At 71.5% G+C, this 26,596-nt stretch carries 24 protein-coding genes and 1 pseudogene; 14 read left to right on the top strand and 11 right to left on the bottom strand.

What is annotated here, in order from left to right:
• Together ACZ60X_RS19695 and metG are read left to right on the top strand one after the other, a co-directional pair.
• A partial coding sequence (locus tag ACZ60X_RS19695; RefSeq protein WP_469599896.1) for a VWA domain-containing protein occupies window positions 1-1,443 on the top strand: 1,443 nt, incomplete at its 5' end.
• A gap of 135 nt (window positions 1,444-1,578) precedes the next feature.
• Window positions 1,579-3,291 carry a methionine--tRNA ligase gene (gene metG, locus ACZ60X_RS19690; RefSeq protein ID WP_469599894.1) on the top strand — a complete coding sequence of 571 codons (1,713 nt, stop codon included), beginning with the start codon at window positions 1,579-1,581 and terminating at the stop codon, window positions 3,289-3,291.
• Between the two features lie 414 nt (window positions 3,292-3,705).
• On the opposite strand, the gene ACZ60X_RS19685 is transcribed toward metG, so the two are convergent.
• On the bottom strand, window positions 3,706-3,918 hold the full coding sequence (locus ACZ60X_RS19685) for a DUF397 domain-containing protein (RefSeq protein ID WP_469599892.1): 213 nt from the start codon (window positions 3,916-3,918) through the stop codon (window positions 3,706-3,708).
• Window positions 3,915-4,133: pseudogene (locus ACZ60X_RS19680) on the bottom strand (Scr1 family TA system antitoxin-like transcriptional regulator); the annotation flags it as partial. The gene ACZ60X_RS19685 and the pseudogene ACZ60X_RS19680, both read right to left, overlap by 4 nt.
• Before the next feature lie 71 nt (window positions 4,134-4,204).
• Between ACZ60X_RS19680 and ACZ60X_RS19675 the strand changes: the two are divergent.
• Window positions 4,205-4,918, top strand: coding sequence for a nucleotidyl transferase AbiEii/AbiGii toxin family protein (locus ACZ60X_RS19675; RefSeq protein WP_469599890.1), 714 nt, complete (start codon window positions 4,205-4,207; stop codon window positions 4,916-4,918).
• Window positions 4,919-4,957: 39 nt separating this feature from the next.
• Here ACZ60X_RS19675 and aspS read toward each other — a convergent pair whose 3' ends face one another.
• Window positions 4,958-6,721 carry an aspartate--tRNA ligase gene (aspS, locus tag ACZ60X_RS19670; RefSeq protein ID WP_469599888.1) on the bottom strand — a complete coding sequence of 588 codons (1,764 nt, stop codon included), beginning with the start codon at window positions 6,719-6,721 and terminating at the stop codon, window positions 4,958-4,960.
• A gap of 196 nt (window positions 6,722-6,917) precedes the next feature.
• Between aspS and ACZ60X_RS19665 the strand changes: the two genes are divergently transcribed.
• Entirely contained in the window at window positions 6,918-9,065 is a 2,148-nt protein-coding gene (locus ACZ60X_RS19665) for a SpoIIE family protein phosphatase (RefSeq protein ID WP_469599886.1), read from the top strand.
• A gap of 142 nt (window positions 9,066-9,207) precedes the next feature.
• Here ACZ60X_RS19665 and ACZ60X_RS19660 read toward each other — a convergent pair whose 3' ends face one another.
• Together ACZ60X_RS19660 and ACZ60X_RS19655 are read right to left on the bottom strand one after the other, a co-directional pair.
• Window positions 9,208-10,185, bottom strand: a complete 978-nt coding sequence (locus ACZ60X_RS19660; protein WP_469599884.1) for a pirin family protein — start codon at window positions 10,183-10,185, stop codon at window positions 9,208-9,210.
• 146 nt (window positions 10,186-10,331) lie between these two features.
• Window positions 10,332-10,814 (bottom strand): SseB family protein, encoded by a 483-nt coding sequence (locus ACZ60X_RS19655; protein ID WP_469599882.1) that lies wholly within the window; start codon window positions 10,812-10,814, stop codon window positions 10,332-10,334.
• Between the two features lie 121 nt (window positions 10,815-10,935).
• Here ACZ60X_RS19655 and ACZ60X_RS19650 point away from each other — a divergent pair, with 121 nt between their 5' ends.
• From ACZ60X_RS19650 to ACZ60X_RS19635, 4 genes are all read left to right on the top strand, one after another.
• Window positions 10,936-11,682 carry an alpha/beta fold hydrolase gene (locus ACZ60X_RS19650; protein WP_469599880.1) on the top strand — a complete coding sequence of 249 codons (747 nt, stop codon included), beginning with the start codon at window positions 10,936-10,938 and terminating at the stop codon, window positions 11,680-11,682.
• A 133-nt stretch (window positions 11,683-11,815) separates the two neighbouring features.
• The gene (locus ACZ60X_RS19645; RefSeq protein ID WP_469599878.1) at window positions 11,816-13,642 is read left to right on the top strand and encodes an acyl-CoA dehydrogenase; all 1,827 of its coding nucleotides are present in this window, start codon (window positions 11,816-11,818) and stop codon (window positions 13,640-13,642) included.
• A 74-nt stretch (window positions 13,643-13,716) separates the two neighbouring features.
• Window positions 13,717-15,018 (top strand): M18 family aminopeptidase, encoded by a 1,302-nt coding sequence (locus ACZ60X_RS19640; protein ID WP_469599876.1) that lies wholly within the window; start codon window positions 13,717-13,719, stop codon window positions 15,016-15,018.
• Window positions 15,019-15,084: 66 nt separating this feature from the next.
• On the top strand, window positions 15,085-15,342 hold the full coding sequence (locus tag ACZ60X_RS19635) for a DUF6458 family protein (RefSeq protein WP_469599874.1): 258 nt from the start codon (window positions 15,085-15,087) through the stop codon (window positions 15,340-15,342).
• Between the two features lie 70 nt (window positions 15,343-15,412).
• On the opposite strand, the gene ACZ60X_RS19630 is transcribed toward ACZ60X_RS19635, so the two are convergent.
• Complete coding sequence (locus ACZ60X_RS19630) at window positions 15,413-17,236, bottom strand: NHL domain-containing thioredoxin family protein (RefSeq protein ID WP_469599872.1); 1,824 nt, start codon at window positions 17,234-17,236, stop codon at window positions 15,413-15,415.
• Window positions 17,237-17,339: 103 nt separating this feature from the next.
• Entirely contained in the window at window positions 17,340-17,726 is a 387-nt protein-coding gene (locus ACZ60X_RS19625; protein WP_469599870.1) for a cupin domain-containing protein, read from the bottom strand.
• 52 nt (window positions 17,727-17,778) lie between these two features.
• On the opposite strand from ACZ60X_RS19625, the gene ACZ60X_RS19620 reads away from it, so the two are divergent.
• Together ACZ60X_RS19620 and ACZ60X_RS19615 are read left to right on the top strand one after the other, a co-directional pair.
• On the top strand, window positions 17,779-18,792 hold the full coding sequence (locus tag ACZ60X_RS19620) for a helix-turn-helix domain-containing protein (protein ID WP_469599868.1): 1,014 nt from the start codon (window positions 17,779-17,781) through the stop codon (window positions 18,790-18,792).
• A 32-nt stretch (window positions 18,793-18,824) separates the two neighbouring features.
• Entirely contained in the window at window positions 18,825-19,316 is a 492-nt protein-coding gene (locus ACZ60X_RS19615) for an LURP-one-related/scramblase family protein (protein WP_469599866.1), read from the top strand.
• 23 nt (window positions 19,317-19,339) lie between these two features.
• Here the strand turns inward: ACZ60X_RS19615 and ACZ60X_RS19610 are convergent, their stop codons facing one another.
• Entirely contained in the window at window positions 19,340-20,140 is an 801-nt protein-coding gene (locus ACZ60X_RS19610; protein WP_469599864.1) for a carbon-nitrogen family hydrolase, read from the bottom strand.
• A gap of 182 nt (window positions 20,141-20,322) precedes the next feature.
• Here ACZ60X_RS19610 and ACZ60X_RS19605 point away from each other — a divergent pair, with 182 nt between their 5' ends.
• Complete coding sequence (locus ACZ60X_RS19605; RefSeq protein ID WP_469599862.1) at window positions 20,323-21,147, top strand: maleylpyruvate isomerase family mycothiol-dependent enzyme; 825 nt, start codon at window positions 20,323-20,325, stop codon at window positions 21,145-21,147.
• Window positions 21,148-21,226: 79 nt separating this feature from the next.
• Here the strand turns inward: ACZ60X_RS19605 and ACZ60X_RS19600 are convergent, their stop codons facing one another.
• On the bottom strand, window positions 21,227-22,537 hold the full coding sequence (locus tag ACZ60X_RS19600; RefSeq protein WP_469599860.1) for an MFS transporter: 1,311 nt from the start codon (window positions 22,535-22,537) through the stop codon (window positions 21,227-21,229).
• Window positions 22,534-23,205 carry a GntR family transcriptional regulator gene (locus tag ACZ60X_RS19595; RefSeq protein WP_469599858.1) on the bottom strand — a complete coding sequence of 224 codons (672 nt, stop codon included), beginning with the start codon at window positions 23,203-23,205 and terminating at the stop codon, window positions 22,534-22,536. Before ACZ60X_RS19595 ends, ACZ60X_RS19600 begins: the two co-directional genes overlap by 4 nt.
• 188 nt (window positions 23,206-23,393) lie before the next feature.
• On the opposite strand from ACZ60X_RS19595, the gene ACZ60X_RS19590 reads away from it, so the two are divergent.
• The 3 genes from ACZ60X_RS19590 (at window position 23,394) to ACZ60X_RS19580 (ending at window position 25,761) form a co-directional block, all read left to right on the top strand.
• Window positions 23,394-24,305, top strand: coding sequence for a D-alanyl-D-alanine carboxypeptidase family protein (locus tag ACZ60X_RS19590; RefSeq protein ID WP_469599856.1), 912 nt, complete (start codon window positions 23,394-23,396; stop codon window positions 24,303-24,305).
• 116 nt (window positions 24,306-24,421) lie between these two features.
• Window positions 24,422-24,775, top strand: coding sequence for a GntR family transcriptional regulator (locus tag ACZ60X_RS19585; RefSeq protein ID WP_469599854.1), 354 nt, complete (start codon window positions 24,422-24,424; stop codon window positions 24,773-24,775).
• A complete protein-coding gene (locus ACZ60X_RS19580; RefSeq protein WP_469599852.1) occupies window positions 24,772-25,761 on the top strand; it encodes a DUF1648 domain-containing protein in 990 nt (329 codons plus the stop codon). The genes ACZ60X_RS19585 and ACZ60X_RS19580 overlap by 4 nt, the downstream gene beginning before the upstream one ends.
• Before the next feature lie 13 nt (window positions 25,762-25,774).
• Here the strand turns inward: ACZ60X_RS19580 and ACZ60X_RS19575 are convergent, their stop codons facing one another.
• Complete coding sequence (locus ACZ60X_RS19575) at window positions 25,775-26,578, bottom strand: hypothetical protein (RefSeq protein WP_469599849.1); 804 nt, start codon at window positions 26,576-26,578, stop codon at window positions 25,775-25,777.
• Window positions 26,579-26,596: the final 18 nt, after the last annotated feature.

Raw genomic sequence — 26,596 nt, 5'->3', positions numbered from 1 at the left:
TCCGGCACGGACACCGAACCCGAAGCATCCGCCACGGACACGGCCGAGACCGAGCCCCAGCAGGCGCCCGAGACCGAGCCCCAGCAGCCGGCCGAGGCCGAGGCACCCGGCACGGACACCGAACCCGAGCAGATCACCGAGAGCCAGGACTCCGGCACGGACACCGAACCCGAAGCATCCGCCACGGACACGGCCGAGACCGAGCCCCAGCAGGCGCCCGAGACCGAGCCCCAGCAGCCGGCCGAGACCGAGGCACCCGGCACGGACACCGAACCCGAGCAGATCACCGAGAGCCAGGACTCCGGCACGGACACCGAACCCGACCAGCAAGCGGAGCCCGAAGCACCCACCACGGACACGGCCGAACCCGAGTCGACGGCACCGGCCGAAGAGCCCCTCGCGGAGACGACCGAAACAGAGGGCACGACCGAGGGCCACGCCCAGCCCCAGACGGAACCGCAGGCCGAACCGCAGGTCGAGACGACAGCCGAACCGGTGGCCCAGGCCGAGGCCGACGAAACGGTCGCGGAGGACGCCCACACCGAGCCCGAGTCCGCCGCCGTCGCCTCGGCCCCGGAGCCCACCCTCGAGGCCGCGAGCGCAGCGGAGGCAGAACCCGTCGCTCCGCAGGCAACCACCGAAGCGGCACCCGACAACGCGGCCACGCCGACCACGGACCCGGACCCGGCGACGACCACCCCGCAAGCCGCCGACGGCGAGGACACCCCACAGGGGCCACCCGCAGCCGACGACGAGAGCAGCACGGGTGGGGCGGGTGGGCACACCACCGCCGAAGCGCCGCAGGCCCAGGCACTCGCCGCCGCCCACACCGCCGCCACCACCGCCCTCGCCCGCACCTCCCTCACCGGCACCCGGGCGAAGCTCTACCTCGTGCTCGACCGCTCCGCGAGCATGCGGCCGTACTACAAGGACGGCTCCGCCCAGGCCCTCGCCGACCAGGCCCTCGCCCTCGCCGCCCACCTGGACGCCGAGGACGCCTCGGTCCACGTCGTCTTCTTCTCGACCGAGGTCGACGGCACCACCGACCTCACCCTCACCGAGTACCACGAGACGAAGATCGACGACGTCCACGCCGGCCTCGGCCGCATGGGCCGTACCAGCTACCACGCCGCCGTAGAGGCCGTACTCGCCCACTACGACCAGCACACCACCGACAAGAGCACCCCGGCACTCGTCCTCTTCCAGACCGACGGCGCGCCCGACGCCAAGACCCCCGCCACCCAGGCCCTCACCCAGGCCGCCGAGACGCACCCGGCCGTCTTCTTCTCCTTCGTCGCCTTCGGGGAGCACGACAACAAGGCCTTCGACTACCTCCGCAAGCTGAAGACCCCCAACACCTCCTTCTTCCACGCGGGCCCCACCCCCCGCGAGCTGACGGACGCGGAACTCTACGAAGGCGTACTGGCCGGCTGGCGGCCGTAACCCACAGTAGCCACCGCGCACCCCTCGGGCCGCCCCTTCCCAGCCGTCGAAACGGGAAGCGGGCGGCCCACCCCTGTCGGCTACGATTTCAAGGTTCGAAACCGCAGAAAAAGCAGCGACCTGGGAGCAGCCACGATGGCTCGACACCTCATCACCAGCGCCCTTCCCTACATCAACGGGATCAAGCACCTGGGCAACATGGTGGGGTCCATGCTCCCGGCGGACGTGTACTCCCGGTACCTCCGCCAGCGCGGCCACGACGTCCTCTACATCTGCGCCACCGACGAGCACGGCACCCCGGCCGAGCTGGCCGCCAAGGAGCAGGGGCTGCCGGTCGCCGAGTTCTGCGCGCAGGCGCACGACGCGCAGAAGGCGGTCTACGACGGCTTCCACCTCGCCTTCGACTACTTCGGCCGCAGTTCCTCGCCGGAGAACCGCGAGATCACCCAGCACTTCGCCCGCAAGCTCCACGAGAACGGCTTCATCGAGGAGCGGGCGATCCGCCAGGTGTACAGCCCGGCCGACGGCCGCTTCCTCCCCGACCGCTACGTCGAGGGCACCTGCCCCCACTGCGGTTACGACAAGGCCCGCGGCGACCAGTGCGAGAACTGCACCCGGGTCCTCGACCCCACCGACCTGATCAACCCGCGCTCGGCGATCTCCGGCTCCACCGACCTGGAGGTCCGCGAGACCAAGCACCTCTTCCTCCTGCAGTCCAAGCTGGAGAGCGAGGTCCGCGAGTGGGTCGCCCGGCACGACAGGGACTGGCCGCAGCTGGCCTCCTCCATCGCCCACAAGTGGCTGACCGAGGGACTGCACGACCGGGCGATCACCCGCGACCTCGACTGGGGCGTCCCGGTCCCGGCCGACACCTGGCCGGAGCTGGCCGCCGAGGGCAAGGTCTTCTACGTCTGGTTCGACGCCCCGATCGAGTACATCGGCGCGACGAAGGAGTGGGCCGACCAGGACCCGGAGAACCGCGACTGGAAGTCCTGGTGGTACGAGGCCGACGGTGTCCGGTACACCGAGTTCATGGCCAAGGACAACGTCCCCTTCCACACGGTGATGTTCCCGGCCACCGAGCTGGGCATCCGCGAGCCCTGGAAGATGGTCGACTACGTCAAGGCCTTCAACTGGCTGACGTACTACGGCGGCAAGTTCTCCACGAGCCAGAAGCGGGGCGTCTTCACCGACCAGGCCCTGGAGATCCTCCCGGCGGACTACTGGCGCTACTTCCTGATCGCCAACGCGCCCGAGTCCGACGACTCCTCCTTCACCTGGGAGCACTTCACGGCCACGGTGAACAAGGACCTCGCCGACACGCTCGGCAACTTCGTCAACCGGGTGCTGTCCTTCTCGAAGAAGCGCTTCGGTGACGAGGTCCCGGCCGGCGGCACCCCCGGCGAGGCCGAGGCGAAGCTCGGCGAGCAGATCGCCGAGCTCCTCGCCGAGTACGAGGGCCACATGGAGACGCTCCAGTTCCGCAAGGCGGCCGCCGCCCTGCGCGCCCTGTGGTCGGCCGGCAACTCCTACCTGGAGGAGAAGGCCCCCTGGCTGGAGATCAAGACCGACAAGGACGCGGCCGCGCTGACGCTGCGGACGGCGATGAACCTGATCCACCTGTACGCGGTGGTCTCCGAGCCGCTGATCCCGGCCACGTCCAAGGTCATGCGCGAGGCCTTCGCCCTGACCGAGGACAACGCCACCTGGGTCACCGCGCAGGAGGCGAAGGCCCTCGCCTCCGTCCCCGCCGGCACCGCCTTCACGGTCCCGCCGGTGCTGTTCGCCAAGCTGACCGACGAGGACCTGGCGGCGTACAAGGAGCGCTTCGGCGGCGACGAGGGCTGACGACGGAAGGGGGCGCCGAGCACGTGCTCGGCGCCCCCGCGGACTTCCGGGCAGATCCGAACGGACGGGTACTGGACCAGCGTCGGCGCGACGCATCGACGGCACGTGGCATCGGTCTGACCGACCTCTACAGCCTCGTTCACACGAGATCGTGGACCGGCTCCTTGCGCTGAACCCTGCCCGCTGCAAAGCAGAGGTGGCGAAGGGCCTGCACACGCCGGAGGCCAAGCGGCGCCGCGCTGCCGCTCGCAAGGCCAGGGCGAGGGCTCGGGCCGCCGCGCGCACCCCAAGACCGCCCCGGAGAACTTCGACGATGGCGGGCTCTTCCCTGAAGCGGACGCCTTGTTCTGAGCCGTATTGCAACGCGCCCCGTCCCTGATAACAACCAGGCACGGGGCGCTTGAAGTTGAGGAGTCAGCTCCCCGACGCGTACGCCACGAACTCCGCCCATGCCTCCGGCGCCAGCACGAGGCGGGGGCTGGCGTCCCGGTGCTTGGAGTCGCGGACGTGGATGGTGCCGGGAGCATGGGCGACCTCGACGCACGAGTTGCCGTCGTTTCCGCCGCTGTAGCTGCTCTTGAACCACGCCAGCCCGGAGGTTTCCCCGGCAGCGGTCTTGCGGATCATGTTTCTCCCAGCAGTTGCTCGATGCAGGCCAGCGACTCCCGGGGCGAGAGCGCCTGCGCCCGGATGGTGCCATACCGCAGTTCAAGGATGCGCAGGTGCTTGGGATCATGGATCGGCCGACCGTTGAACGCACCGTCGGAGCGGCCCGCCGCCGTACCGTCCACGAACTTGAGTAGTTCGATACGCCCGTCCAGGCCTGAGTGGGTGTCACACGACTCGTCAGTGGCCGCCGCGCCGGGAAGGGTTGCCGCCGGCCGGGGATTCTTCTCTGGCAGAGTCCGGTGTCGTGAACATCCCGGAACCCCATCACCGGCTGCTCGCCGACGTCGCCACCGCGGGCGGCGCGTACGGGCTGGTCCTCGCCGGCGGCTACGCCCTCCAGGCGCACGGTCTGCTCCGCCGGCCGCACGCGAACCTCGACTTCGCCACACAGAGCGCCGAGGGCATGGGAGTGATCGCCGGCGCCCTCGGCGCCGTACTGGAGGCGCGGGGCCGGCAGATGCGCGTGGAGTCCGTCAGCGCGCTGACCGCGCACGCGACGGTCACCGACCCGGACAGCGGCGAGCACTGCCCGCTCGCGCTGCACAAGGAGGCGTTCTGGCAGCCGCCGGAGCTGACCGAGTACGGCCCCACGCTGTCCCTGGAGGACGCGGTCGGTACGAAGATCCGCGCCCTGTACGACCGGGGCGCGGCCGTCGACCTCATCGACGCGCGGGCCGCGGCCGCCCGGTTCTCGCTGCCCGGTCTGGAGGAGCTGGGCCGCCGGCACGCCCACGACCCCTTCGACCTGCCCACCCTCCAGTCGCGTCTGACCGGCACGGACTTCTACGCCGACCGGGACTTCCGGGCGTACGGGCTGACGGAGGAGGAGGTCGTCGCCCTGCGCGCCTGGGCGCAGCGCTGGTCCGACGACATCGCCGAGCGCCTGCTGGAGGACGGCGCGTCCCCGGACGCCGAGCCCCCGGACGACGAGTCCCCCGCCACCGGCCCGGATGCGTGACTCCGGTCCCGGTGCGGGGGACTGACGAACGGCGCCGTACTACTTCGGCTGCGGCTTCCTGATGGTCAGGTGCAGCTCGCGCAGGCGGGACTCCTCCAGCTCGGTCGGGGCGCCCATCATCAGGTCCTGGGCGTTGCCGTTGAGCGGGAAGGCGATTGTCTCGCGGATGTTGGGCTCGTCCGCGAGGAGCATGACGATGCGGTCCACGCCGGGGGCGATGCCGCCGTGCGGCGGGGCGCCGAAGCGGAACGCGCGGAGCATGCCCGCGAACTCGCGCTCGGTGGTCTCGCGGTCGTAGCCGGCGATCTCGAAGGCCTTCAGCATGATGTCCGGCTCGTGGTTCCGGATCGCGCCGGAGGACAGCTCGACGCCGTTGCAGACGATGTCGTACTGCCAGGCCAGGATGTCCAGCGGGTCCTGGGTCTCCAGGGCCTCCATGCCGCCCTGCGGCATCGAGAACGGGTTGTGCGAGAAGTCGATCTTGCCGGTGTCCTCGTCCTTCTCGAACATCGGGAAGTCGACGATCCAGCAGAAGCGGAAGACGTCCTCCTCGAAGTGGCCGGCCCGCTTGGCGGCCTCGACGCGGACGGCGCCCATGATCTTGGAGACCTCGTCGAACTCGCCCGCGCCGAAGAACACCGCGTGGCCGGGGGCCAGCGAAAGACGCTTGGTCAGCTCGGCGACGTTCTCCTCGGTGAGGAACTTCGCGATCGGGCCGGACAGCGCGCCGTCCTCGCCCACGCGGACCCAGGCCAGGCCCTTCGCGCCGAGCGAGACGGCGAAGTCACCGAGCTGGTCGAAGAACTTGCGCGGCTGGTCCTGGACCGCCGGCACCGGCAGCGCGCGCACGTGCTTGCCGGCGAACGCCTTGAACTCCGAGCCCTCGAAGACATCGGTGATGTCCACCAGCTCCAGCTTGGCGCGCAGGTCCGGCTTGTCGGAGCCGTACTTCAGCATCGCCTCGCGGAACGGGATCCGCGGGAAGGGAGACGTCACATGGCGGCCGCCGCCGAACTCCTCGAACAGCTCCGTCATCAGCTGCTCGATCGGCTGGAAGACGTCCTCCTGCTCGACGAAGCTCATCTCGACGTCGAGCTGGTAGAACTCGCCCGGCGAGCGGTCGGCGCGGGCGTCCTCGTCGCGGAAGCAGGGCGCGATCTGGAAGTAGCGGTCGAAGCCGGAGATCATCAGCAGCTGCTTGAACTGCTGCGGTGCCTGCGGCAGGGCGTAGAACTTGCCCGGGTTCAGGCGCGAGGGCACGACGAAGTCGCGGGCGCCCTCGGGGGAGGTGGCCGTGAGGATCGGGGTGGCCATCTCGTTGAAGCCGAGCGCGGTCATCTTGTGGCGGATCGCGGAGATCACCGCCGTACGCAGCATGATGTTGCGGTGCATGCGCTCGCGGCGCAGGTCCAGGAAGCGGTACTCCAGACGCCGCTCCTCGTTGACCCCGTCCTCGGCGTTGATCGTGAAGGGCAGCGGGGCCGCGGCGCCGAGCAGCTCGACCTCGGCGACCTCGACCTCGATCTCGCCGGTGGGCAGGTCCGGGTTCACGTTCTCGGTTCCACGTGAAACAACGCGGCCGTCGACGCGGACCGTGGACTCCTTGGAGATCTTGTCCAGGGCCTCGTACGCGGGCGTGCCGGGGCGGGCGACGAGCTGCGTGATGCCGTAGTGGTCGCGCAGATCGATGAAGAGGATGCCGCCCAGGTCGCGCCGATTGTGCAGCCAGCCACTCAGCCGGACGTCGGTGCCGACGTCAGAGGCGCGGAGCTGGCCGCAGGTGTGGGACCTGTACCGATGCATCGTCGTTCATCGTCCTTCGTGGTGGGGTTCTCCCCGGCCGGCGTGCGCGGCCGGCCGGAACGGGCACGGGGCCCGGACCCATCAAGGGTACCGGGCACCCCAAGATCGGCTCCCCACCATTACCGCGCCCCCGCGCCCGCACGGCCACACGCCCCTTCGGTGGCATCCACGGGTCAGATCTTCTTAAAGTGGGTCAATGCGCACAGGCGAGCCCCTCCCGTCCGTCGGGGACGTCCTCGCCGCCCTCGCGACCGGGCTGTGGCACTGGGACACGGCCGCCGGTCTGGTCACCGTCGACGCGGAGGCGGCGCGGCTGCTCGGGCTGCCCGCGCGGGCCGTCACCCTCGCGGAGTCGCAGGCCCGGGCCCGGCTGCACCCGGTCGACTGGAACGAGATCACCGGTGTGGTCCCGCTGGCCGTCGCCGAGGGCACGCTCGCCGAGGTGCGCATCCGGGTCGTGGACGAGCAGGGGAACATCCTCCGGGTCGTCCGCAGCCGCTCGAAGCCGTCCTACGACCGCGAGCGGCAGGCGTTCGAGCTGATCGGCACCCTGCAGGAGGTCACCGAGCCGGTCCCTGGCACCCCGGCCGGGCGCGGCGCGGTCACCGGGGACTGGCGGCGCTCGCGGGAGGCGTTCCTGCTGGACGCGGGCCGGGCGCTGGCGGAGGCGCGCTCCACCGAGGAAGTGCTGCGGGTGGCCGGCGGTCTGTCGATGCCCGGTTTCTCCCCGGACGGGCTCCTGGTCTTCGGCGTCGAGGGCGACCGGCTGACCCTCATCGGCCAGCACGGGCACTCGCCCGGCGCCATGAACCCGTTCACGGACATGCCGCTGACCACCGACTACCCGGCCTCCGAGGTCGCCCGGACCGGCCGGGCCGTCTACCTCTCCTCCCCGGCGGAGTACAAGGAGCGCTACCCGGTCACCTGGCCGCTCGCCGAGCCCTTCGGCCGCCGCTCCTGGGCCTTTCTGCCGCTGACGGTCGCCGGGCGCACGATGGGCGCCTGGATGGCCGCCTTCAGCTACCCGGTGGCGTTCACTCCCGACGAGCGCGCCGTCCTCACCACGGTCGCCCGGATGCTCGCCCAGGCGCTGTCCCGGGCCAGTGCCGCCGAGTCCGAGCGGGAGCTGACGGAGGGCCTGCAGCGCTCCATGCTGCCCTCGCTCGGCCCGGAGGTCCCGGGCATGCGGGTGGCCGCCCGGTACATCCCGACCGGCGGCGGACTGCAGGTCGGCGGCGACTGGTACGACATGATCCCACTGCCCTCCGGCCGTTTCGCGGTGGCGGTCGGGGACGTCCAGGGGCATGACGTGCGCGCGGCGGGCCTCATGGGCCAGCTGCGCATCGCCCTGCGCGCCTACGCCGCCGAGGGCCACCGCCCGGACGCCGTGCTCTCCCGCGCCTCCCGCTTCCTGCACGGCATCACGCACGACGCCCGCGCCGACGAGACGGCCGATCCGCGCTTCGCGACCTGTGTGTACGCGGAGGTCGACCCGGCGACCGGGATGCTGGAGATCGCCCGCGCCGGGCATCCGCCCCCGGCGATCCGGATGGCCGACGGCACGGTGATGATGCGGCCGACGACGGGCGGGCTGCCGCTCGGCATCGACCCGGACGCCGACTATCCGACGACCCGGTTCGCCCTCGGTCCGGGCGAGACGATGATGCTGTGCACCGACGGGCTGCTGGAGACCGGCGGGCACGACATCGAGAGCGGCTGGCGGCGGCTGGGCGCGATCCTGGAGGCGCACGCGGGCCAGGGCGGGGTCGTCGATCCGGAGTCGCTGGCCGACGAACTGGTGCAGGGCGTGCACGGGCCGTCCTCGCACTACACCACCGGTCCGCTGGCCGACCGCCGCGAGGACGACATCGCGCTGGTGCTGCTGTGCCGGACGCCCGAGGGCGCGCTGCGGCGGCCGGTCCGGCGCAGCCTGCTGTCGGTGGCGCAGGACGAGCCCGAGCGGATCGCCGAGGCCCGCCAGCACCTGCGCGAGCTGCTGCACGACTGGTCCTCGCCGGACCAGGTCGACGCGGCGGTGCTGCTGGTCTCGGAGATGGTCACCAACGTCCTCGTCCACACCGACGCCGACGCCCTGCTGGTGGCCGAGATGACCGGCGAGCCGGGCGCGCGCCGGCTCCGCGTGGACGTCACCGACGCCGGCGACGACCTTCCGCACAAGCGCCGCCCCGGCGAACTGGCCTCCTCCGGACGCGGCCTGATGCTGATCGAACTGCTCGCCGGCGCCTGGGGCGTGGACCCGCGCGGCGAGGGCAAGAGCATCTGGTTCGAGCTGTACGAGTCCGGCGCCGGACCGGAGGCGGAGGCCACCGAGGGGGCCGCGTAGGAGGCGCGTGGTTCCTGGGCGCCCCTGAAGGCGGCCGCGGTCAGGCGGCGAACCCTCTCGCCGGCGAGTCGGGCGGGAAGGGGCGCAGGCCGGGCGCAGCAGGGGCCGAGCCCCTGCTGCGCCCGCACCTGCGTCGGCGCCGTCAGCCCTGCGGCCCGCTGTCGGTCATGCCGTGCACCGCCGGGACCGTTCCGAGCCGCCCCTTCTGGAAGTCCTCGAAGGCCTGCTGCAGCTCCTCGCGGGTGTTCATGACGAACGGCCCGTAGTGCGCCATGGGCTCCCGGATCGGCTGCCCGCCGAGGAGCACGACCTCCAGGTCCGGCGTGTGCGCGTCCTGCTTCTCGTCCGCGCGCACGGTCAGCGAGGACCCGGCGCCGAACACCGCGGTCTGACCGAGGTGGACCGGCCGCCGCTCGGTACCGACACTGCCCCGCCCCGCGAGGACGTACGCCAGCCCGTTGAAGTCCTCCCGCCAGGGCAGGGTGATCTCCGCGCCCGGCGCGAGGGTCGCGTGGATCATCGTGATCGGGGTGTGCGTGATGCCGGGACCCTGGTGGCCGTCCAGCTCACCGGCGATGACCCGCAGCAGCGCGCCACCGTCGGGGGAGGCGAGCAGCTGGACCTGACCGCCGCGGATGTCCTGGTACCGCGGGGCCATCATCTTGTCCTTGGCGGGCAGGTTCACCCACAGCTGGAGGCCGTGGAAGAGGCCGCCGGACACGACGAGGGACTCCGGGGGCGCCTCGATGTGCAGCAGGCCCGAGCCCGCGGTCATCCACTGGGTGTCGCCGTTGGTGATGGTGCCGCCACCGCCGTGGCTGTCCTGGTGGTCGAAGACTCCGTCGATGATGTACGTCACCGTCTCGAAGCCGCGGTGCGGGTGCCAGGGCGTGCCCTTGGGCTCCCCCGGCGCGTACTCCACCTCGCCCATCTGATCCATCATGATGAACGGGTCGAGATGGCGGTAGTTGATCCCGGCGAACGCCCGGCGCACCGGGAAGCCCTCGCCCTCGAAACCGCTCGGAGCGGTGGTGACGGCCAGCACCGGACGCGCGACGGCGTCGGGGGAAGCGGTCACGCGGGGCAGCGTCAGCGGGTTCTCGACGGTCACTGCAGGCATGGTCGGTACCTCCTCGTGCGCTCACTTTAGTTGAGCATTGAACTTTCTGCCAGCCCACAACACGAAGAGCCCGGAGGGCATTCCCTCCGGGCTCTCCCGGTCGAGACGGACGCGCGGCCCGGCCGCCGTCCGCGCAGCGACGGCGCCTAGCCGTACATCCGCCGCATCGCGAAGTCCACCATCTGCTCGACCGCCTTCGCGTCGAACACCATCCGGTGCTCGCCCTCCATGTCCAGGACGAAGCCGTAGCCGGTCGGCAGCAGGTCGATCACCTCGGCACCGGTGATCACGAAGTACTTGGACTCCTTGCCCGCGTACCGGCGCAGCTCCTTCAGCGAGGTGAACATCGGGATCACCGGCTGCTGGGTGTTGTGCAGGGCGAGGAAGCCGGGGGTGTCGCCGCGCGGGCAGTACACCTTCGACGTGGCGAAGATCTGCTGGAAGTCCTCGGCGGACATCTGCCCGGTGGTGAAGGCGCGCACCGCGTCCGCGAGCGACGGCGGGGACGGCTCCGGGTAGAGCGGCGGCTGCTGGCCGTACCCGCCGACACCGCCCTGCATCTGCTGCTGCGACGAGGCGTACTGCTGCTGCGCGGCGCCACCGCCCATGGGCTGGCCGTATCCGTACATGGCGCAAGAGTACCGAGGGGCGGCCTTCCGGCGGGCGGCGGGAAAATTATGTAGCGGCCACTAGAGAATAGGGGTACGGTCTTCCCAGCCGACCGCACAGCGACTCACCCGGGGGTATGCCATGTCCGACACCGCTTCCCGCCCCGCCCTGCTCCTCGCCCACGGCGCCGGCGGCTCCGTCGCCGCGAACTACGGCCCGGTGATGGCGCGGCTGACGGCCCGGTACCGGGTGATCGGCGCCGACTACCCCGGCTCGGGCGACACCCCGCGCGCACAGGGCCCGCTGGAACTCGACGCGCTGGCCGCCCGGTTGACCGCCGCGGCCGACGCGGCCGGGGCCGAGCGCTTCGCCGTCTCCGGCTTCTCGCTGGGCGCCCCGGTGGCGATACGGCTCGCCGCGCGGCACCCCGAGCGGGTCACGTCGCTCGTCCTGACCGCGCCCTTCGCCCGCGCCGACGCGCGGACGCGGCTCACCGCGCGCCTGTGGCGAGCGCTCCTCGACGCCGGGGACGCCGACATGCTCGGCCGCTTCAGCCTCGCGCACGGCCTGAGCCCGGCCGCGCTGGACGCGATGGACCCGGCGGAGCTGGAGCGAGCGGTGAAGGAGACGGGCACGGGCGCCCCGGAGGGCACGCCGGAGCAGGTGGAGCTGGTGGAGCGGCTGGACGTGACGGCCGACCTCGCCCGGATCGGCGCGCCCACCCTGGTGATCTCGCCGGCCGACGACGCCCTGATCCCGCCCCGGCTGCATCGCGCGGTGGCGGCGGGGATCCAAGGGGCCCGGCTGGTGGAGATACCGGGCGGCCATCTGCCGTTCGCCGAACATCCGGACCGGTGGGGCGAGCTGCTCGCGGACGGCGCCGAGTAGACCCTTCTCACACTTGAACGGGTAGGGGTTGCGTCTTATTACCGACGGGTAGCATCATCGGAGCTACTTGTTGGTACGTGAACTTAGGTGCGAGGAGCCAGTGCCTCGCCGATCTCTCTACGGAGCCGTCGCCATGGGGCACTACAAGTCGAATCTCCGCGACATCGAGTTCAACCTCTTCGAAGTACTGGGGCGCGACAAGGTGTACGGCACCGGCCCGTTCGAGGAGATGGACGTCGAGACCGCCAAGAGCGTCCTGGAGGAGCTGACCCGCCTCTCCGAGAACGAGCTGGCCGAGTCCTTCGCCGACGCCGACCGCAACCCCCCGGTCTTCGACCCGGAGACCAACACCGCGCCGGTCCCCGAGTCCTTCAAGAAGAGCTACCAGGCCTTCATGGACTCCGAGTACTGGCGCCTCGGCCTGCCCGAGGAGATCGGCGGCACCACGTCGCCGCGCTCCCTGATCTGGGCCTACGCCGAGCTGATCCTGGGCGCCAACCCGGCCGTGTGGATGTACTCCTCGGGCCCGGCCTTCGCCGGCATCCTGTTCGAGGAGGGCAACGAGGTCCAGAAGCACATCGCCAAGATCGCCGTGGAGAAGCAGTGGGGCTCCACGATGGTGCTCACCGAGCCCGACGCGGGCTCCGACGTGGGCGCCGGGCGCACCAAGGCGGTCCAGCAGGAGGACGGCTCCTGGCACATCGAGGGCGTGAAGCGCTTCATCACCTCCGGTGAGCACGACATGTCGGAGAACATCCTCCACTACGTGCTCGCGCGTCCCGAGGGCGCCGGCCCCGGCACCAAGGGCCTGTCCCTCTTCCTCGTGCCGAAGTACGAATTCGACTTCGAGACCGGCGAGCTGGGCGAGCGCAACGGCGTCTACGCCACCAACGTCGAGCACAAGATGGGCCTGAAGGCCTCCAACACCTGCGAGATGACCTTCGGCGACCGGCACCCCGCCAAGGGCTGGCTCATCGGTGACAAGCACGACGGCATCCGCCAGATGTTCCGCATCATCGAGTTCGCCCGCATGATGGTCGGCACGAAGGCGATCTCCACGCTCTCCACGGGCTACCTGAACGCCCTGGAGTACGCCAAGGAGCGCGTCCAGGGTCCGGACCTCGCGAACTTCATGGACAAGACCGCGCCCAAGGTCACCATCACCCACCACCCGGATGTGCGCCGCTCGCTGATGACGCAGAAGGCGTACGCGGAGGGCATGCGTGCCCTGGTGATGTACACCGCCTCGGTCCAGGACGCCATCCAGATCAAGGAGGCGAACGGTGAGGACGCCTCCGCCGAGCACGCCCTGAACGACCTGCTCCTGCCGGTCGTCAAGGGCTACGGCTCCGAGAAGGCCTACGAGCAGCTCGCCCAGTCGCTGCAGACCTTCGGCGGCTCCGGCTTCCTGCAGGAGTACCCGATCGAGCAGTACATCCGGGACTCCAAGATCGACACCCTGTACGAGGGCACCACGGCGATCCAGGGCCAGGACTTCTTCTTCCGGAAGATCGTCCGCAACCAGGGCGCCGCGCTGAACGGCCTCGCCGAGGACATCAAGAAGTTCCTGGCGCTCGGCACCGGCGGCGAGGAGCTGGCCGGCGCCCGTGAGCACCTGGCCAAGGCGGCCGTCGAGCTGGAGGCGATCGTCGGCCTGATGCTGACCGACCTCGCGGCCACCGAGCAGGACACCAAGAACATCTACAAGGTGGGCCTGAACACCACCCGCCTGCTGCTGGCCTCCGGTGACGTCATCGTCGGCTACCTGCTCCTCAAGGGCGCCGCGATCGCCGCGGAGAAGCTGCCCACCGCCTCCGCGAAGGACAAGGCGTTCTACACCGGCAAGATCGCCGCGGCGAAGTTCTTCGCGGCGAACGTCCTGCCGGGCGTCACGCTCGCCCGCAAGGTCGCCTCGGGTGTCGAGCTGGACCTGATGGAGCTGGACGAGGCCGCGTTCTGATTCCGTAGGTCCCCCCGCGGGCCCGCTCCCCTGACGAGGGGGAGCGGGCCCGCACCCGTCGTTAAGGTGAACCCATGAGCGCACCAGCTGCCCGCTTCGACCGCGGCCACACCGACGACCTGATGTCCTTCCTGGCGGCCGGACCGTCGCCGTACCACGCGGTGGCCGCCGCCGCGGAGCGGCTGGAGAAGGCGGGCTTCAGGCAGGTCGCGGAGACGGACGCCTGGGACGGCGCGTTCGGCGGGCGGTACGTGCTGCGCGGTGGCGCGATCGTCGCCTGGTACGTCCCCGAGGGCGCGCAGCCGCACACCCCGTTCCACATCATCGGCGCGCACACCGACTCCCCCAACCTGCGCGTCAAGCCGCGGCCGGACAGCGGGGCGCACGGCTGGCGCCAGGTCGCCGTCGAGATCTACGGCGGTCCGCTGATGAACTCCTGGCTCGACCGTGACCTGGGGCTGGCCGGCCGGCTGACCCTGCGCGACGGGTCCTCGGTCCTGGTGAACGTGGACCGCCCGCTGCTGCGCGTCCCCCAACTGGCGATCCATCTGGACCGCTCGGTGTCCTCGGAGGGCCTCAAGCTCGACAAGCAGCGTCACCTGCAGCCCGTGTGGGGCCTCGGCGACGACGTGCGCGAGGGTGACCTCATCTCCTTCCTGGAGCAGGAGGCGGGCCTCGCGGCCGGTTCGGTGGCGGGCTGGGACCTGATGGTGCATCCGGTGGAGCCGCCGGCCTACCTGGGCCGGGACCGCGAGCTGGTCGCCGGGCCGCGCATGGACAACCTGCTGTCGGTGCACGCGGGCACGGCGGCCCTGGCCGCCGCCGCGGCCTCCGGCGCCGCGCTCGGCCGCATCCCGGTCCTCGCCGCCTTCGACCACGAGGAGAACGGCTCCCAGTCGGACACCGGCGCGGACGGGCCGCTGCTCGGCTCCGTCCTGGAGCGCTCGGTCTTCGCCCGCGGCGGGTCGTACGAGGACCGCGCCCGCGCCTTCGCCGGCACGGTCTGCCTGTCCTCCGACACGGGCCACGCCGTCCACCCCAACTACGCGGAGCGGCACGACCCGACCCACCACCCCCGGATCAACGGCGGCCCGATCCTCAAGGTCAACGTCAACAACCGCTACGCCACCGACGGTTCGGGCCGGGCCGTCTTCGCCGCGGCCTGCGAGAGGGCGAACGTCCCCTTCCAGTCCTTCGTCTCCAACAACTCCATGCCGTGCGGCACCACGATCGGTCCGATCACCGCGGCCCGCCACGGCATCCGCACGGTCGACATCGGCGTGGCGATCCTGTCGATGCACAGCGCCCGTGAACTCTGCGGCGCCGACGACCCGTTCCTCCTCGCGAACGCCCTCGTGGCGTTCCTGGAGGGCTAGTCCGGGCCACGCCGGGTACCCGGACGGGACCGGAGATTCCGGCACCGAAAGGGGAGGCGAAGCCACATGGGGCTCGGCGGATGCATCATCCTCATCGCCGTGGGCGCCATCCTGACGTTCGCGACCGACTGGCACATGCACGGTGTCAACCTCACGGTCGTCGGCCTGATCCTGATGGCCGTGGGGCTGATCGGGGTCGCGACCTTCAGCAGCATCGCCCGGCGCCGGCGAGTCGTGGTCCCGCCGGCACCGGTGGTGGAGGAGGAGCCGCGCCGCCATCACCGCTACGGCGACGACGGCTACACCGACGGCTACGGCGTCTGAGACGGCCGGCCCGGGGAGACTGACGCGGTCTCACCCCGGGCCGGGCCGCCTACCGCTCGTCCATCGCCGCCTACCGCTCGTCCATCCCCGCCAGCACCAGCGGCAGCCGGTCCGCGCCGCCCGCGACGAGCCGGACCGGAACCCCCCAGTCCTGCTGGTGGACATGGCAGGCCGGGTACTCGTTGTCCGGGTCGTCGTCACAGGAGGCCGCCATCGCAGAGACGTGCAGCACGCCCTCCGGCACGTCGGGGTTCAGCTCCAGCTCGCGTATGAGGTCCGTGCCGGCGCCCGCGCCTTTGAGCAGCAGCTCGGACGGGGTCGAGGAGACCAGCAGGCGGGTGGAGGGACCGTACCGCGTGTCCAGCTTCTGGCCCGCCGGGGCCTGGAAGATCACGTCCACGCCGAGGCGGCCGGGGGCGACGTCGGTCGCCGCCCGCTGGGTGCGGTGGGCGACCGCCGCCACGCGCACCGCCTCCTCCGGCAGCCGCAGCCGGGTCAGCCGGTGCCGGGCCGACTCCACGACCAGGATGTCGTCGCCGACGAGGACGGCGTCGCTCGGTTCGCGCAGATCGGTGGCCAGCGTGGTGACCTCGCCGGTCGCCGGGTCGTAGCGGCGCAGGGCGTGGTTGTAGGTGTCGGCCACGGCCACCGAGCCGTCGGGGAGCGCGGTCACCCCCAACGGGTGCTGGAAAAGCGCCTGTTCGGCGGCGCCGTCCCGGTGGCCGAAGTCGAACAGGCCGGTGCCGACCGCCGTGTGGACCCGGCCGTCGAGGTCCACCCAGCGCAGGGCGCTCGTCTCGGAGTCGGCCAGCCACAGCCGCTCGGCCGTGGCCGCGAGGCCGGAGGGCTGGGCGAACCAGGCCTCGGCACCGGGCCCGTCCACCAGGCCCTCGTTGGTGGTACCCGCCGCCACGGCCACCGTCCCGGCGGCCGGGTCGTACGTCCACAGCTGGTGCACGCCCGCCATCGCGATCCACACCCTGCCGCCGAAGACCGCCACGTCCCACGGCGAGGAGAGATCCACCTCGCGCGCCGGGCCGGAGGTCCGGGACCCCTGCCACCACTGCCTGCCGGTACCGGCCAACGTGGTCACCGCGCCCGTGGCGAGATCCAGCCGGCGCAGCGCGTGGTTGACGGTGTCGGCCACGACCACCGAGCCGTCGTCGAGCAGGGCCAGCCCCTGGGGCTCGCTGAAGGCCGCCTCGTCGGGGCCGCCGTCCGTGAAGCCGCGCGTGCCGGAGCCGATGCGGCGCACGACGGTCTCGGCGTCCTCCGCCAGCTCCACCAGCTGGTGCCGGGTGGTGTCACTGACCAGCACGTGCCCCGACGGCAGCGGCAGAGCCTTGCCCGGGAAGCGCAGGGTGGTCGGCTCCGGCTCCGGCGGCACGTACGGACCGTCGCCCCGGCGCAGGGTGCCCTTCGCCTCGTGCTCGGCCTCCAGCTCCTCGACCAGCCGCTCGATGGCGTGCGCGTGGCCCTCGCCCGCGTGCTGGGCGACGACGTACCCCTCGGGGTCGATGACGACGAGCGTCGGCCAGGCGCGCACCGCGTACTGCTTCCAGGTGGCCAGCTCCGGGTCGTCCAGCACCGGATGCTCCACGCCGTAGCGCTCCACGGCGTCCACGACCGCCTGGTGCTCCGCCTCGTGCACGAACTTCGGGGAGTGCACGCCGATGACCACCACCGTGTCCCGGTGCTTCTCCTCCAGCTCGCGCAGCTCGTCCAGGACGTGCAGGCAGTTGATGCAGCAGAAGGTCCAGAAGTCCAGGACGACTATGCGTCCGCGCAGGTCGGCGAGGCTGTACTGCTTCTCGCCCGTGTTCAGCCAGCCGCCCTCGCCGATCAGCTCGGGGGCGCGGACACGGGCACGGCGTCGGGGTGCGGAGTCGGTCATGGATCCAAGAGTGCCACCCGGCTCCGACACCCGCTCACGTGCCTGTGGATAACTCGCTGGCCTGCGCCGACGCCGCGCCCACGCCCCCTTCAGCCCCGGTGGCTCAGGACAGGATGTGGCCGGTGGTGACGTCCACGTGGTCCGGCACTTCCTCGTGCCGGTCGCCGACCGAGAGGGTGCCGGTGGGCTCGAAGAGGAGGACCTTAGCGCGCCGGGGCGCGGACGGCTTGTGCTCCGTGCCGCGCGGGACGGTGAACACCGATCCCCTGGTCAGGACGACCGTGCGCTCACCGGCCGGCTCACGCAGGCCCAGGTGCACCTCGCCGTCCAGGACCAGGAAGAACTCGTCGGTGTCCTCGTGCACGTGCCAGACGTGCTCGCCCTCGAACTTGGCGACGCGCACGTCGTAGTCGTTGACGGCGGCGACGATTCGGGGGCTCCAGCACTCGTCGAAGGAGGCGAAGGCCTTGTCCAGGGAGATGGGTTCCATGGAGTCATCGTGGGGGTGGCCGGGCGCACCGCACGAGTGCTAGGAATCGCACATGCCGCAAGGATCCTCTCACCGGCGTCTGCCCCAGGCCCCTCGGGCCCCGAGGGCCCACCGCGTCGCCGTGATCGTCGACGAGGGCACCAATCCCTTCGAGGTGGGTGTCGCCACGGAGCTGTTCGGCCTGCCCCGGCCTGAACTCGGCTTCCCCGGACCGCTGTACGAGGTGGCGCTGTGCGCGCCCGCACGCGTGACGCGGATGAACCACGGCTTCTTCGCCCTGACCGGCGTGCCCGGCCTGGAGGCGGTGGACGAGGCCGACACCCTCGTCGTGCCGGGCCGCCCCGACAACGTCGTACCGCGCGGTGCCGACGTCCTCGACGCCATCGGCCGCACGCACGCGCGTGGCGCGCGTGTCGTCAGCTTCTGCACCGGCAGCTTCGCGCTCGCCGAGGCCGGACTGCTCGACGGCCGCCGCGCCACCACGCACTGGATGTGGGCGGACCTCTTCCGGGAACTGCATCCGAAGGTGCTGCTGGAGCCGGACGTGCTGTTCGTGGACGAAGGGGACCTCCTCACCGCCGCCGGCAGCGCGGCCGCGCTCGACCTCGGGCTGCACATCTGGCGCCGCGACCACGGTGCCGAACTCGCCAACGCCGTCTCCCGGCGCCTCGTCTTCGCCGCCCACCGGGACGGCGGTCAGCGGCAGTTCGTCGAGCGCCCGGTGCCCGACGTGCCGGACGCCTCGCTCGGCCCGCTGCTGGCCTGGGCACAGGCGCGGCTGGCCGAACCGCTGACGGTGGCGGACCTCGCCGCCCGCGCGGCCGTCAGCCCCGCCACACTGCACCGCCGCTTCCGCGCCCAACTCGGCACGACCCCGCTGGCCTGGCTCACGGGCGAGCGCGTGACGCTGGCCTGCCGGCTGATCGAGCGCGGGGAGGAGCGGCTGGACGTCGTCGCGGCCCGCAGCGGCCTCGGTACGGCGGCCAACCTGCGGGCCCGGCTGCGCCGCGAGACAGGGCTCAGCCCGTCGGCGTACCGCAGGCGCTTCGGACCGGCGGCCCGGTGATGACCGGTGCGGCGCGGGGAAGGGGTACCCGCATGAGACTCCTCGTACACGACCGGCTGCTCGGCATCGGCGACGACTACTGGATCGAGGACGAGCACGGCCGCAAGGTCTTCCTCGTCGACGGCAAGGCGCTGCGGCTGCGGGACACCTTTCAGCTGAAGGACGTCCATGGGCGCGTGCTGATCGACATCCACCAGAAGATGCTCGCCCTGCGCGACACCATGGTGATCGAGCGGGACGGCGAGGGCCTGGCCACCATCCGGCGCAAGCGGCTGTCTCTGCTGCGCAACCACTACCGGGTGTCCCTGGTCGACGGCACGGAACTGGACGTCAGCGGCAGGATCCTCGACCACGAGTTCGCCATCGAGTACGACGGCGAACTCCTTGCCGTGATCTCCCGCCGTTTCCTGTCGCTCCGGGACACCTACGGTGTCGACATCGTCCGGGAGGACGCGGACCCGGCCCTGCTGATCGCGGTCGCGGTGTGCGTGATCCACCTGGCGCAGAAGGAGCGCGAGGACTAGGAAGTGCCGGGACGCCGGAGGGGCTAGCCCTTCCGGTGCGGCGGGCGCAGGCCGAGCACGCGGTCCTTCAGGGCCGGGAACTGCTCGCGTGTGGCCGCCACCTTCGCCGGGTCGAGGTCGACCGTGAGGACCTCCTCGCCCGGACCCGCCTCGGCGAGCACCTCGCCCCACGGGTCCACCACGATCGAGTGACCCGCCTGCGGAACTCCCGCATGGGTACCGGCCGTTCCACAGGCGAGCACGAACGCCTGGTTCTCCACGGCCCGCGCCCGGGCCAGCAGCGTCCAGTGCGCGCGTCGCCGCTCGGGCCACCCCGCCGGGAGGACGAGGACCTCGGCACCGGCGTCGACCAGCCCGCGGAAGAGTTCGGGGAAACGGAGGTCGTAGCAGGTGGCCATGCCCAGCGTGGTCCCGGGCAGCCGGACCGTCACCAGCTCCTGCCCCGCGCCCATCAGCACGGCCTCGCCCTTGTCGAAGCCGAAGCGGTGGATCTTGCGGTAGGCGGCGGCCAGGTCACCGGAGGGAGAGAAGACGAGAGAGGTGTTGTAGAGGGGGCCTTCCGGATCGCGCTCCGGAACGGACCCCGCGTGCAGCCACACGCCCGCGTCGCTTGCCGCCTTGGCCATCGTCTCGTACGTCGGCCCGTCGAGCGGCTCGGCCTCCCGGCCGAAGTCCTCGTAGGCGAAGGCGCCGGTGGTCCACAGTTCGGGCAGGACCACGAGATCGGCACCGGCCTGCGCCCGGACCAGCGCGGCGGCCCGCTGCCGCCGGGAGTCGACCGGTTCGTCCTCGTTCACGGCGATCTGGATCAGCGAGGCGCGCACACTACCACCGTCCTGGCATTCGAGTCGTCCACACAGGCCTACGATCGTCACACGAAAGCACTGCCGGGCTGCCTGAAGGCAGCGTAACTTAGCCATTCAGACACCCGCCGCCGTGCCGCCGCCGCCCGCTGGCAACGCCGCCACAACCTGCCCGTGTACCGACCGCCGAGGGGTCCCGTTCCGTGAGTCTGCATCCCACCCTCCAGCCCTACGCCGACGCCTGGACGCACTCCATCGACGCGATATCCGAGATGGTGCAGCCGCTTGTCGAGGGCGAGTGGAACCGGCGGACTCCCTGCCCCGGCTGGTCGGTCCGGGACATCGTGTCGCACGTCATCGGCATGGACTGCGAGATGCTCGGCGACCCGCGCCCCATCCACTCCCTGCCGCGCGACCTCTTCCACGTCCGCACCGAGCACCAGCGCTACATGGAGATGCAGGTCGACAGCCGCCGCCACCACACGGCGCCGGAGATGACGGCCGAGCTGGAGTACACGGTCATCCGCCGAGGCCGCCAGCACCGCAACGAGTCCCGCGACCCCGCCACCACGCTGCGCGGCCCGCTGGGCCGGGAGATCACCGTGGAACAGGCGTACCGCAACCGGGCGTTCGACGTCTGGGTCCACGAGCAGGACCTGCGCACGGCCCTCGGCCTCCCCGGCAACCTCGACTCGCCGGGCGCGTACGTCGTCCGTGACGTCCTCCTGGACGCCCTGCCCAAGGTCGTCGCCAAGGACGCGGACGCGCCGCGCAGCTCGGCGATCGTCTTCGACGTGCACGGCCCGGTGGAGTTCCTGCGCACGATCCGCGTCGACATCCAGGGCCGGGGCACCCTGGAGACGGCGCCCGCCCTGGGCCCCGCCGCCACCCTCACCCTCGACTGGGAGACCTATGTCCGCCTGGCCTGCGGCCGTATCACCGCCGAGGCGGCGACGGACCGCGTGAAGACCGAGGGCGACCCGGACCTGGCGGCGGCGATCCTGCGCAACTTCGCGGTGACGCCGTAGACCCGTCGTCCTGCCTCTCCGCGGGCGGGAAACCCGGCCGACCGGCACCGCGGGCGTGCGCGGACGGAGAACGGCGCGGCTACACCGCGGGCACGTGCACCGTCTCGACCCGGCTGGCGACCAACTGCTCACGCTCACGCCGAGCGGCCCGCCCGCGGAGCCTCAGGATCTGCGACACCCCGAGCGCCTGCAGCACGAACACCGCCGAGAACGCGACGCCGTAATCGTCACCGGTGGCGTCCAGCAGCACGCCGATCGCGAACAGCGTCGTCATCGAGGCGATGAACCCACCCATATTGGTGATTCCCGATGCCGTCCCCTGTCGCTCGGGCGGGTTGGCGGGCCGCGCGAAATCGAAGCCGAGCATCGACGCCGGCCCGCACGCCCCGAGCACCACGCACAGCACCACCAGCAGCCACACCGGCGCATGGGCCCCGGGACACAGGAGCGTCGACGCCCACAGCAGCGCCGTGGTCGCCACGGTCCCGAGGGCCAGCGGCAGCCGTGCCGCGTGGTGCCGGGCGACGATCTGGCCGTAGACGAGCCCGATCACCATGTTGGACAGCACCAGCAGCGTGAGCAGCTCACCGGCCGTGGCCCTGCTCAGCCCCTGCGCCTCGACCAGGAACGGCATGCCCCACAGCAGCAGGAACACCATCGCCGGGAACTGCGTGGTGAAGTGCACCCACAGCCCCAGCCGGGTCCCCGGCTCCCGCCAGGCCGCCACGATCTGTCCCCGGACGTAGGCCGCACCCTGGTGCGGGGACGGCGCCGGCTCGTACCCCTCCGGGTGGTCCTTCAGGAACAGCAGCGTCAGCACCAGCACCACGACACCCGCGAGCGCGCTGCCCGCGAACGCCGGGGTCCAGCCGATACCGTGCAGCAGCTGGGCGATGACCAGGGTGGAGACCAGGTTGCCCGCCATGCCGACGAGCCCCGCGAGCTGCGCGACCAGCGGCCCGCGCCGGACCGGGAACCACCGCGTGCCGAGCCGCAGCACGCTGATGAACGTCATCGCGTCGCCACAGCCCAGCAGGGCCCGTGAGGCGAGGGCGGTGCCGTACGACGGCGAGAAGGCGAAGCCGAGCTGCCCGGCCGTGAACAGCACCGCGCCGATGCTCAGCACCTTCTTCGTGCCGAGCCGGTCGACCAGCAGGCCGACGGGTATCTGCATGCCGGCGTAGACCAGCAGCTGAAGTATGGAGAACGTGGACAGCGCGGAGGCGTTGACGTGGAACCGGGCGGCCGCGTCCAGACCCGCGACGCCCAGGGACGTACGGAAGATGACGGCGACGAAGTAGACGGCGACGCCTATGGACCACACCATGACGGCACGGCGGCCGCCCGGCGGGTCACCCGGGAGGGTGGGCCTGCCTATCGTGGCGCTCATCGCACCTCACCCCGCGCGAGGTGCTCGAACCAGCTCACGTGCCGGTGTACCACCCCGACGGCCGCCTCGGCGTCCCCGGCTCGCAGCGCGCCCAGGATCTCCTCGTGCTCGGCGAGCGTCTTGGCGATCCGGTCGGGGTGCGAGTGCATGACGGCGACACCCATCCGCAGCTGGCGGTCGCGCAGCTGGTCGTAGAGCCGGGAGAGGATCTCGTTGCCGCCGCTGCGCACGATCTCGGCGTGGAAGGCCCGGTCCGTCACCGCCGCCGCGGCCAGGTCACCGGCCGCGGCCTGCGCCTTCTGCTGCTCCAGCAGCTCGGTGAGCCGCTCCAGCAGCGCCGGCGGGGCCGGTACGGCCTTGCGCGCGGCGTGCTCCTCGACCAGCTGCCGGGTCTCCACGACGTCGGCGATCTCCTGCGCGGAGACGGGCAGCACGAGGGCGCCCTTCTTCGGATAGAGCCGGATCAGGCCCTCGGCCTCCAGCCGCAGCAGCGCCTCCCGCACGGGAGTGCGCGAGACCCCGACGGCCTCGGCCAGCTCGCCCTCGGTGAGCAGGGTGCCGCCCTCGTAGCGGCGGTCGAGGACGCCCTGTTTGACATGGGCGTAGACGCGGTCGGCGGCGGGTGGCTGCTTCATCGAGGTCGCTGGCTGCTGGACGGCCGTCTTCATGCCCACAGGATAGATACAACACGTACGCATACAGGCCCTCGTCCACGATGCGGACACGGCCGAAAGCGGTGGCAGCAACCGCACAACCATCTGTGCTACTTACGTGTCACACACGTGCGGCCCTCTGCACCCGCCACCTCAACTCGGCCGCACTCCTGGGGCATTCAAGACAATCGGGGTACTTCACTTTGATTACCGGCATTCACGGCACCCGTAGGACCCGTATCCGCACAGGCGCCGCCGTCGCCGTCACCTCCGGCGCACTGCTCGCGACCGGTGCCCTCACCGCGGTGCCCGCGCAGGCCGTCACGGCGCCCTCGATCGTGGCCAAGGGCGGCTACGTGATGAACAACACGACCGGTTCGACCCTCTACACGAAGACGGCGGACACCCGCCGCTCCACCGGCTCCACCACCAAGATCATGACCGCCAAGGTGGTGCTCGCCCAGTCGAACCTCGACCTCGACAAGAAGGTGACGATCCAGAAGGCGTACAGCGACTACGTCGTCAAGAACAACGCCTCCCAGGCACACCTGATCGTCGGCGACAAGGTCACCGTCCGCCAACTGCTGTACGGGCTGATGCTGCCGTCCGGCTGCGACGCCGCCTACGCGCTCGCCGACACCTACGGCTCCGGCGCCAACCGGGACGCGCGCGTGAAGAACTTCATCGGCAAGATGAACACCGCCGCGAAGAACCTGGGCCTGAAGAACACGCACTTCGACTCGTTCGACGGCATCGGCAACGGCAACAACTACTCGACGCCGCGCGACCTGACGAAGATCGCCAGCAGCGCGATGAAGAACGCGACGTTCCGCACCATCGTCAAGACGACGTCGTACACGGCGAAGACGGTCACCAAGACCGGCAGCACCCGCACGATGCAGACGTGGACCAACACCAACACGCTGCTCTCCAGCTACCGCGGCACCATCGGCGTGAAGACCGGCTCCGGCCCCGAGGCGGGCGCCTGCCTCGTCTTCGCCGCCACCCGCAACGGCAAGACCATCATCGGCACGGTCCTGGCCTCCACCACGTACGCGCAGCGCGCGACGGACGCCACGAAGCTCCTCAACTACGGCTTCGCCCGGCTCGGCTGACACCCCCGCAGGCATGAACGGGCCCGTCGCGGACAGCGGCGGGCCCGTCGCCGTTCCCGGGCCCGTATCCCGCATGGCGCCGAAATGGATTCCATGGTGCTAGTGTCATTAGCACCATGCTGCTGCGTCTGGACAAGACCGACACCCGCCCCCTGCACGAGCAGGTCGCGGCGGCGATCCGGCGGGCCGTCGCCGAGGGCGAGTGCCGCGCCGGCGACCGGCTGCCCTCCGCCCGCGATCTCTCCGAGGCCCTGGACATCAACGTGAACACCGTCCTGCGCAGCCTGCGCGAGCTGCGGGACGAGGGCCTGCTGGAGTTCCGCCGGGGCCGCGGGATCACCGTGGCCGAGGGAGCCGGCCGGCGCTCCGGACTGCAGATCAGGGTGCGCGAGCTGGTCGCGGAAGCCTCCCGGCTCGGCTACAGCCGCACCGACCTCATCGAGATGATCCGGGGGATGACGACACCGTGACCGATGGGGACGAGCTGAAAGGCGGCCCGAGCCGGGCCGCTCGCTGGGGGACCGCGGTATGGGTCACAGCCGTCGCCGCGCTGCTCGTCGGCCTGCCCTGGGCCGCGCACGGACGGCTCCCGGACCGCCTGGCCACCCACTGGAGCGGCGGTGACGCCCCTGACGGCTCGATGCCGCTGTGGGCCGCAGCCGTGTTCCCGGCCGGGATCTGGCTGCTCCTGGCCCTCGCGTTCTCCCTGCCCTGGCGCCGCTCCCGGACGCCGGCCACCGCACGTCCCTGGCGCGCGATGGCGCTGGCTCCCACCGGTACGGTCCTGCTCGCCGCGCAGGCGTCCGTCGTGCGGGCGAACCTCGACCGCACGGACTGGCACCAGGCCCGCCAGCCTGCCTGGACCATCGTGCTGGTCCTCGCCCTGGCGGGGGCCGCGCTGGCCGTCGCCTGGCGGCTGGCCGTCCGCCGCACCTCCGCCGCGCCCGCCACCGCGCCCCCCGAGCTGGACCTGCCCGAGGGCGAGCGGCTGGTGTGGTTCTCCCACGCGGCCAACCCCTGGCTGCAACTACTGGCCGCCGCGGCCGGGGTGATCGCCGTCGCCGCGCTGGTGGCCCTCGCCGTCGGCCTCGCGACCCCCACGGCACTGTGGCCGGTGTGTGCGGGCTGCGGCGTCACCGCTCTCGCCGGCGGCGTCTTCTCCTCGGTCCGGGCGAAGGTGTCGGAGGCCGGTCTGGAGGTGTCGTTCGGCCCCCTCGGCTGGCCCGCCCGCCACTGGTCGCCGACCGCCATCGAGTCCGCCCGCGCCGAGCGGCGCCTGCCGTCCCAGGTAGGCGGCTGGGGCTACCGCCTGAGCGGCCTCGGCACGACGGTCATGCTCCGCGCCGGTGACTGCCTGGTCATCCGGCCCCGGGGCCGCCGCAGCGACTTCGCGGTCAGCATGGACGACGCCGAGCGCGGGGCGGCCCTGCTGAACGCGCTGCGCCGACGGGGCTGAGGCCTGGGCAACGTCAGCGGGTGCCCTCCTCCCCGGCCGGCCGCGGGAGCCGGTCGTGCGGGAGCTTGTGGTGCGGGAGCCGGTCGTAGGTCTTGAAGGTGTAGGTGGCGTCATACGTCATCAGGTTCCCGTGGGTCGCCGGCAGGCCGAGCCGGTGGTCGAGGCGGGCGGTGAGCGGGCCGCAGTCTTCGACGGCAGGGGCGGTGAAAGTGTCGTCGTAGGCGGAGAACTCGATCAACGGTGGGTCCTGGGATATCCACGTGGAGGGACCGGAGCGCTTCATCCGGAAGTCGACGGGTGTGCTCGCCCCGATCGCGCAGCCACGCGGAAGCAGGGGGCTCACCAGCCGGAAGCGCAGGCTGAACTGCCCGGTGTAGAAGTCGGACCGGCCGCCGTACTCCGGCCGGATCGCCAGTCCCGGGGCAGTGGCGCGATCGCCGGCGGGAGTGCCGGTCAGACCGCCCGGTATCGCGGTCGGGGAGCTGTGCATCGCGCCCCACACCTGCCCGTTGCCGCCGTCCGGCATCGGGCCCTCGGCGTGCGTCATGGTGATCGGGGCGAGCGCCACCGAGACCTCGCCCATCGCCAACGTCGGCGCCGCAGTGTGCACTTCGCATCTCCAGCGCGCCGGGTCGACACCGTCGGGCAGGGGCGGGCAGTCCCGGAAGCCGGGCCCTGACGATGTGGGTGCGGGCGCGGCGTGTGCGACAGCCGGCGCGTACACCGCCGCCGCACCCGCGAGGACGGCAGCGCCCGCGACAGCTGCGAGACGGCGGGCGGGGGAGGAACCGGGGCGGGCGGCCGTGGATTTCTTCATGCCCTCAGCGTGCCGTCG

The organism is Streptomyces sp. NPDC104106 (assembly GCF_055584345.1).
This window is presented reverse-complemented; position numbering and strand designations above follow the sequence as displayed.

Coding starts and splice junctions, on each gene's coding strand:
- metG (WP_469599894.1), top strand. CDS start 1,579: ATGGCTCGACACCTCATCACCAGCGCCCTTCCCTACATCAACGGGATC.
- ACZ60X_RS19685 (WP_469599892.1), bottom strand. CDS start 3,918: ATGATCCGCAAGACCGCTGCCGGGGAAACCTCCGGGCTGGCGTGGTTC.
- aspS (WP_469599888.1), bottom strand. CDS start 6,721: ATGCATCGGTACAGGTCCCACACCTGCGGCCAGCTCCGCGCCTCTGAC.
- ACZ60X_RS19665 (WP_469599886.1), top strand. CDS start 6,918: ATGCGCACAGGCGAGCCCCTCCCGTCCGTCGGGGACGTCCTCGCCGCC.
- ACZ60X_RS19660 (WP_469599884.1), bottom strand. CDS start 10,185: ATGCCTGCAGTGACCGTCGAGAACCCGCTGACGCTGCCCCGCGTGACC.
- ACZ60X_RS19655 (WP_469599882.1), bottom strand. CDS start 10,814: ATGTACGGATACGGCCAGCCCATGGGCGGTGGCGCCGCGCAGCAGCAG.
- ACZ60X_RS19650 (WP_469599880.1), top strand. CDS start 10,936: ATGTCCGACACCGCTTCCCGCCCCGCCCTGCTCCTCGCCCACGGCGCC.
- ACZ60X_RS19645 (WP_469599878.1), top strand. CDS start 11,816: ATGGGGCACTACAAGTCGAATCTCCGCGACATCGAGTTCAACCTCTTC.
- ACZ60X_RS19640 (WP_469599876.1), top strand. CDS start 13,717: ATGAGCGCACCAGCTGCCCGCTTCGACCGCGGCCACACCGACGACCTG.
- ACZ60X_RS19635 (WP_469599874.1), top strand. CDS start 15,085: ATGGGGCTCGGCGGATGCATCATCCTCATCGCCGTGGGCGCCATCCTG.
- ACZ60X_RS19630 (WP_469599872.1), bottom strand. CDS start 17,236: ATGACCGACTCCGCACCCCGACGCCGTGCCCGTGTCCGCGCCCCCGAG.
- ACZ60X_RS19625 (WP_469599870.1), bottom strand. CDS start 17,726: ATGGAACCCATCTCCCTGGACAAGGCCTTCGCCTCCTTCGACGAGTGC.
- ACZ60X_RS19620 (WP_469599868.1), top strand. CDS start 17,779: ATGCCGCAAGGATCCTCTCACCGGCGTCTGCCCCAGGCCCCTCGGGCC.
- ACZ60X_RS19615 (WP_469599866.1), top strand. CDS start 18,825: ATGAGACTCCTCGTACACGACCGGCTGCTCGGCATCGGCGACGACTAC.
- ACZ60X_RS19600 (WP_469599860.1), bottom strand. CDS start 22,537: ATGAGCGCCACGATAGGCAGGCCCACCCTCCCGGGTGACCCGCCGGGC.
- ACZ60X_RS19595 (WP_469599858.1), bottom strand. CDS start 23,205: ATGAAGACGGCCGTCCAGCAGCCAGCGACCTCGATGAAGCAGCCACCC.
- ACZ60X_RS19585 (WP_469599854.1), top strand. CDS start 24,422: ATGCTGCTGCGTCTGGACAAGACCGACACCCGCCCCCTGCACGAGCAG.
- ACZ60X_RS19575 (WP_469599849.1), bottom strand. CDS start 26,578: ATGAAGAAATCCACGGCCGCCCGCCCCGGTTCCTCCCCCGCCCGCCGT.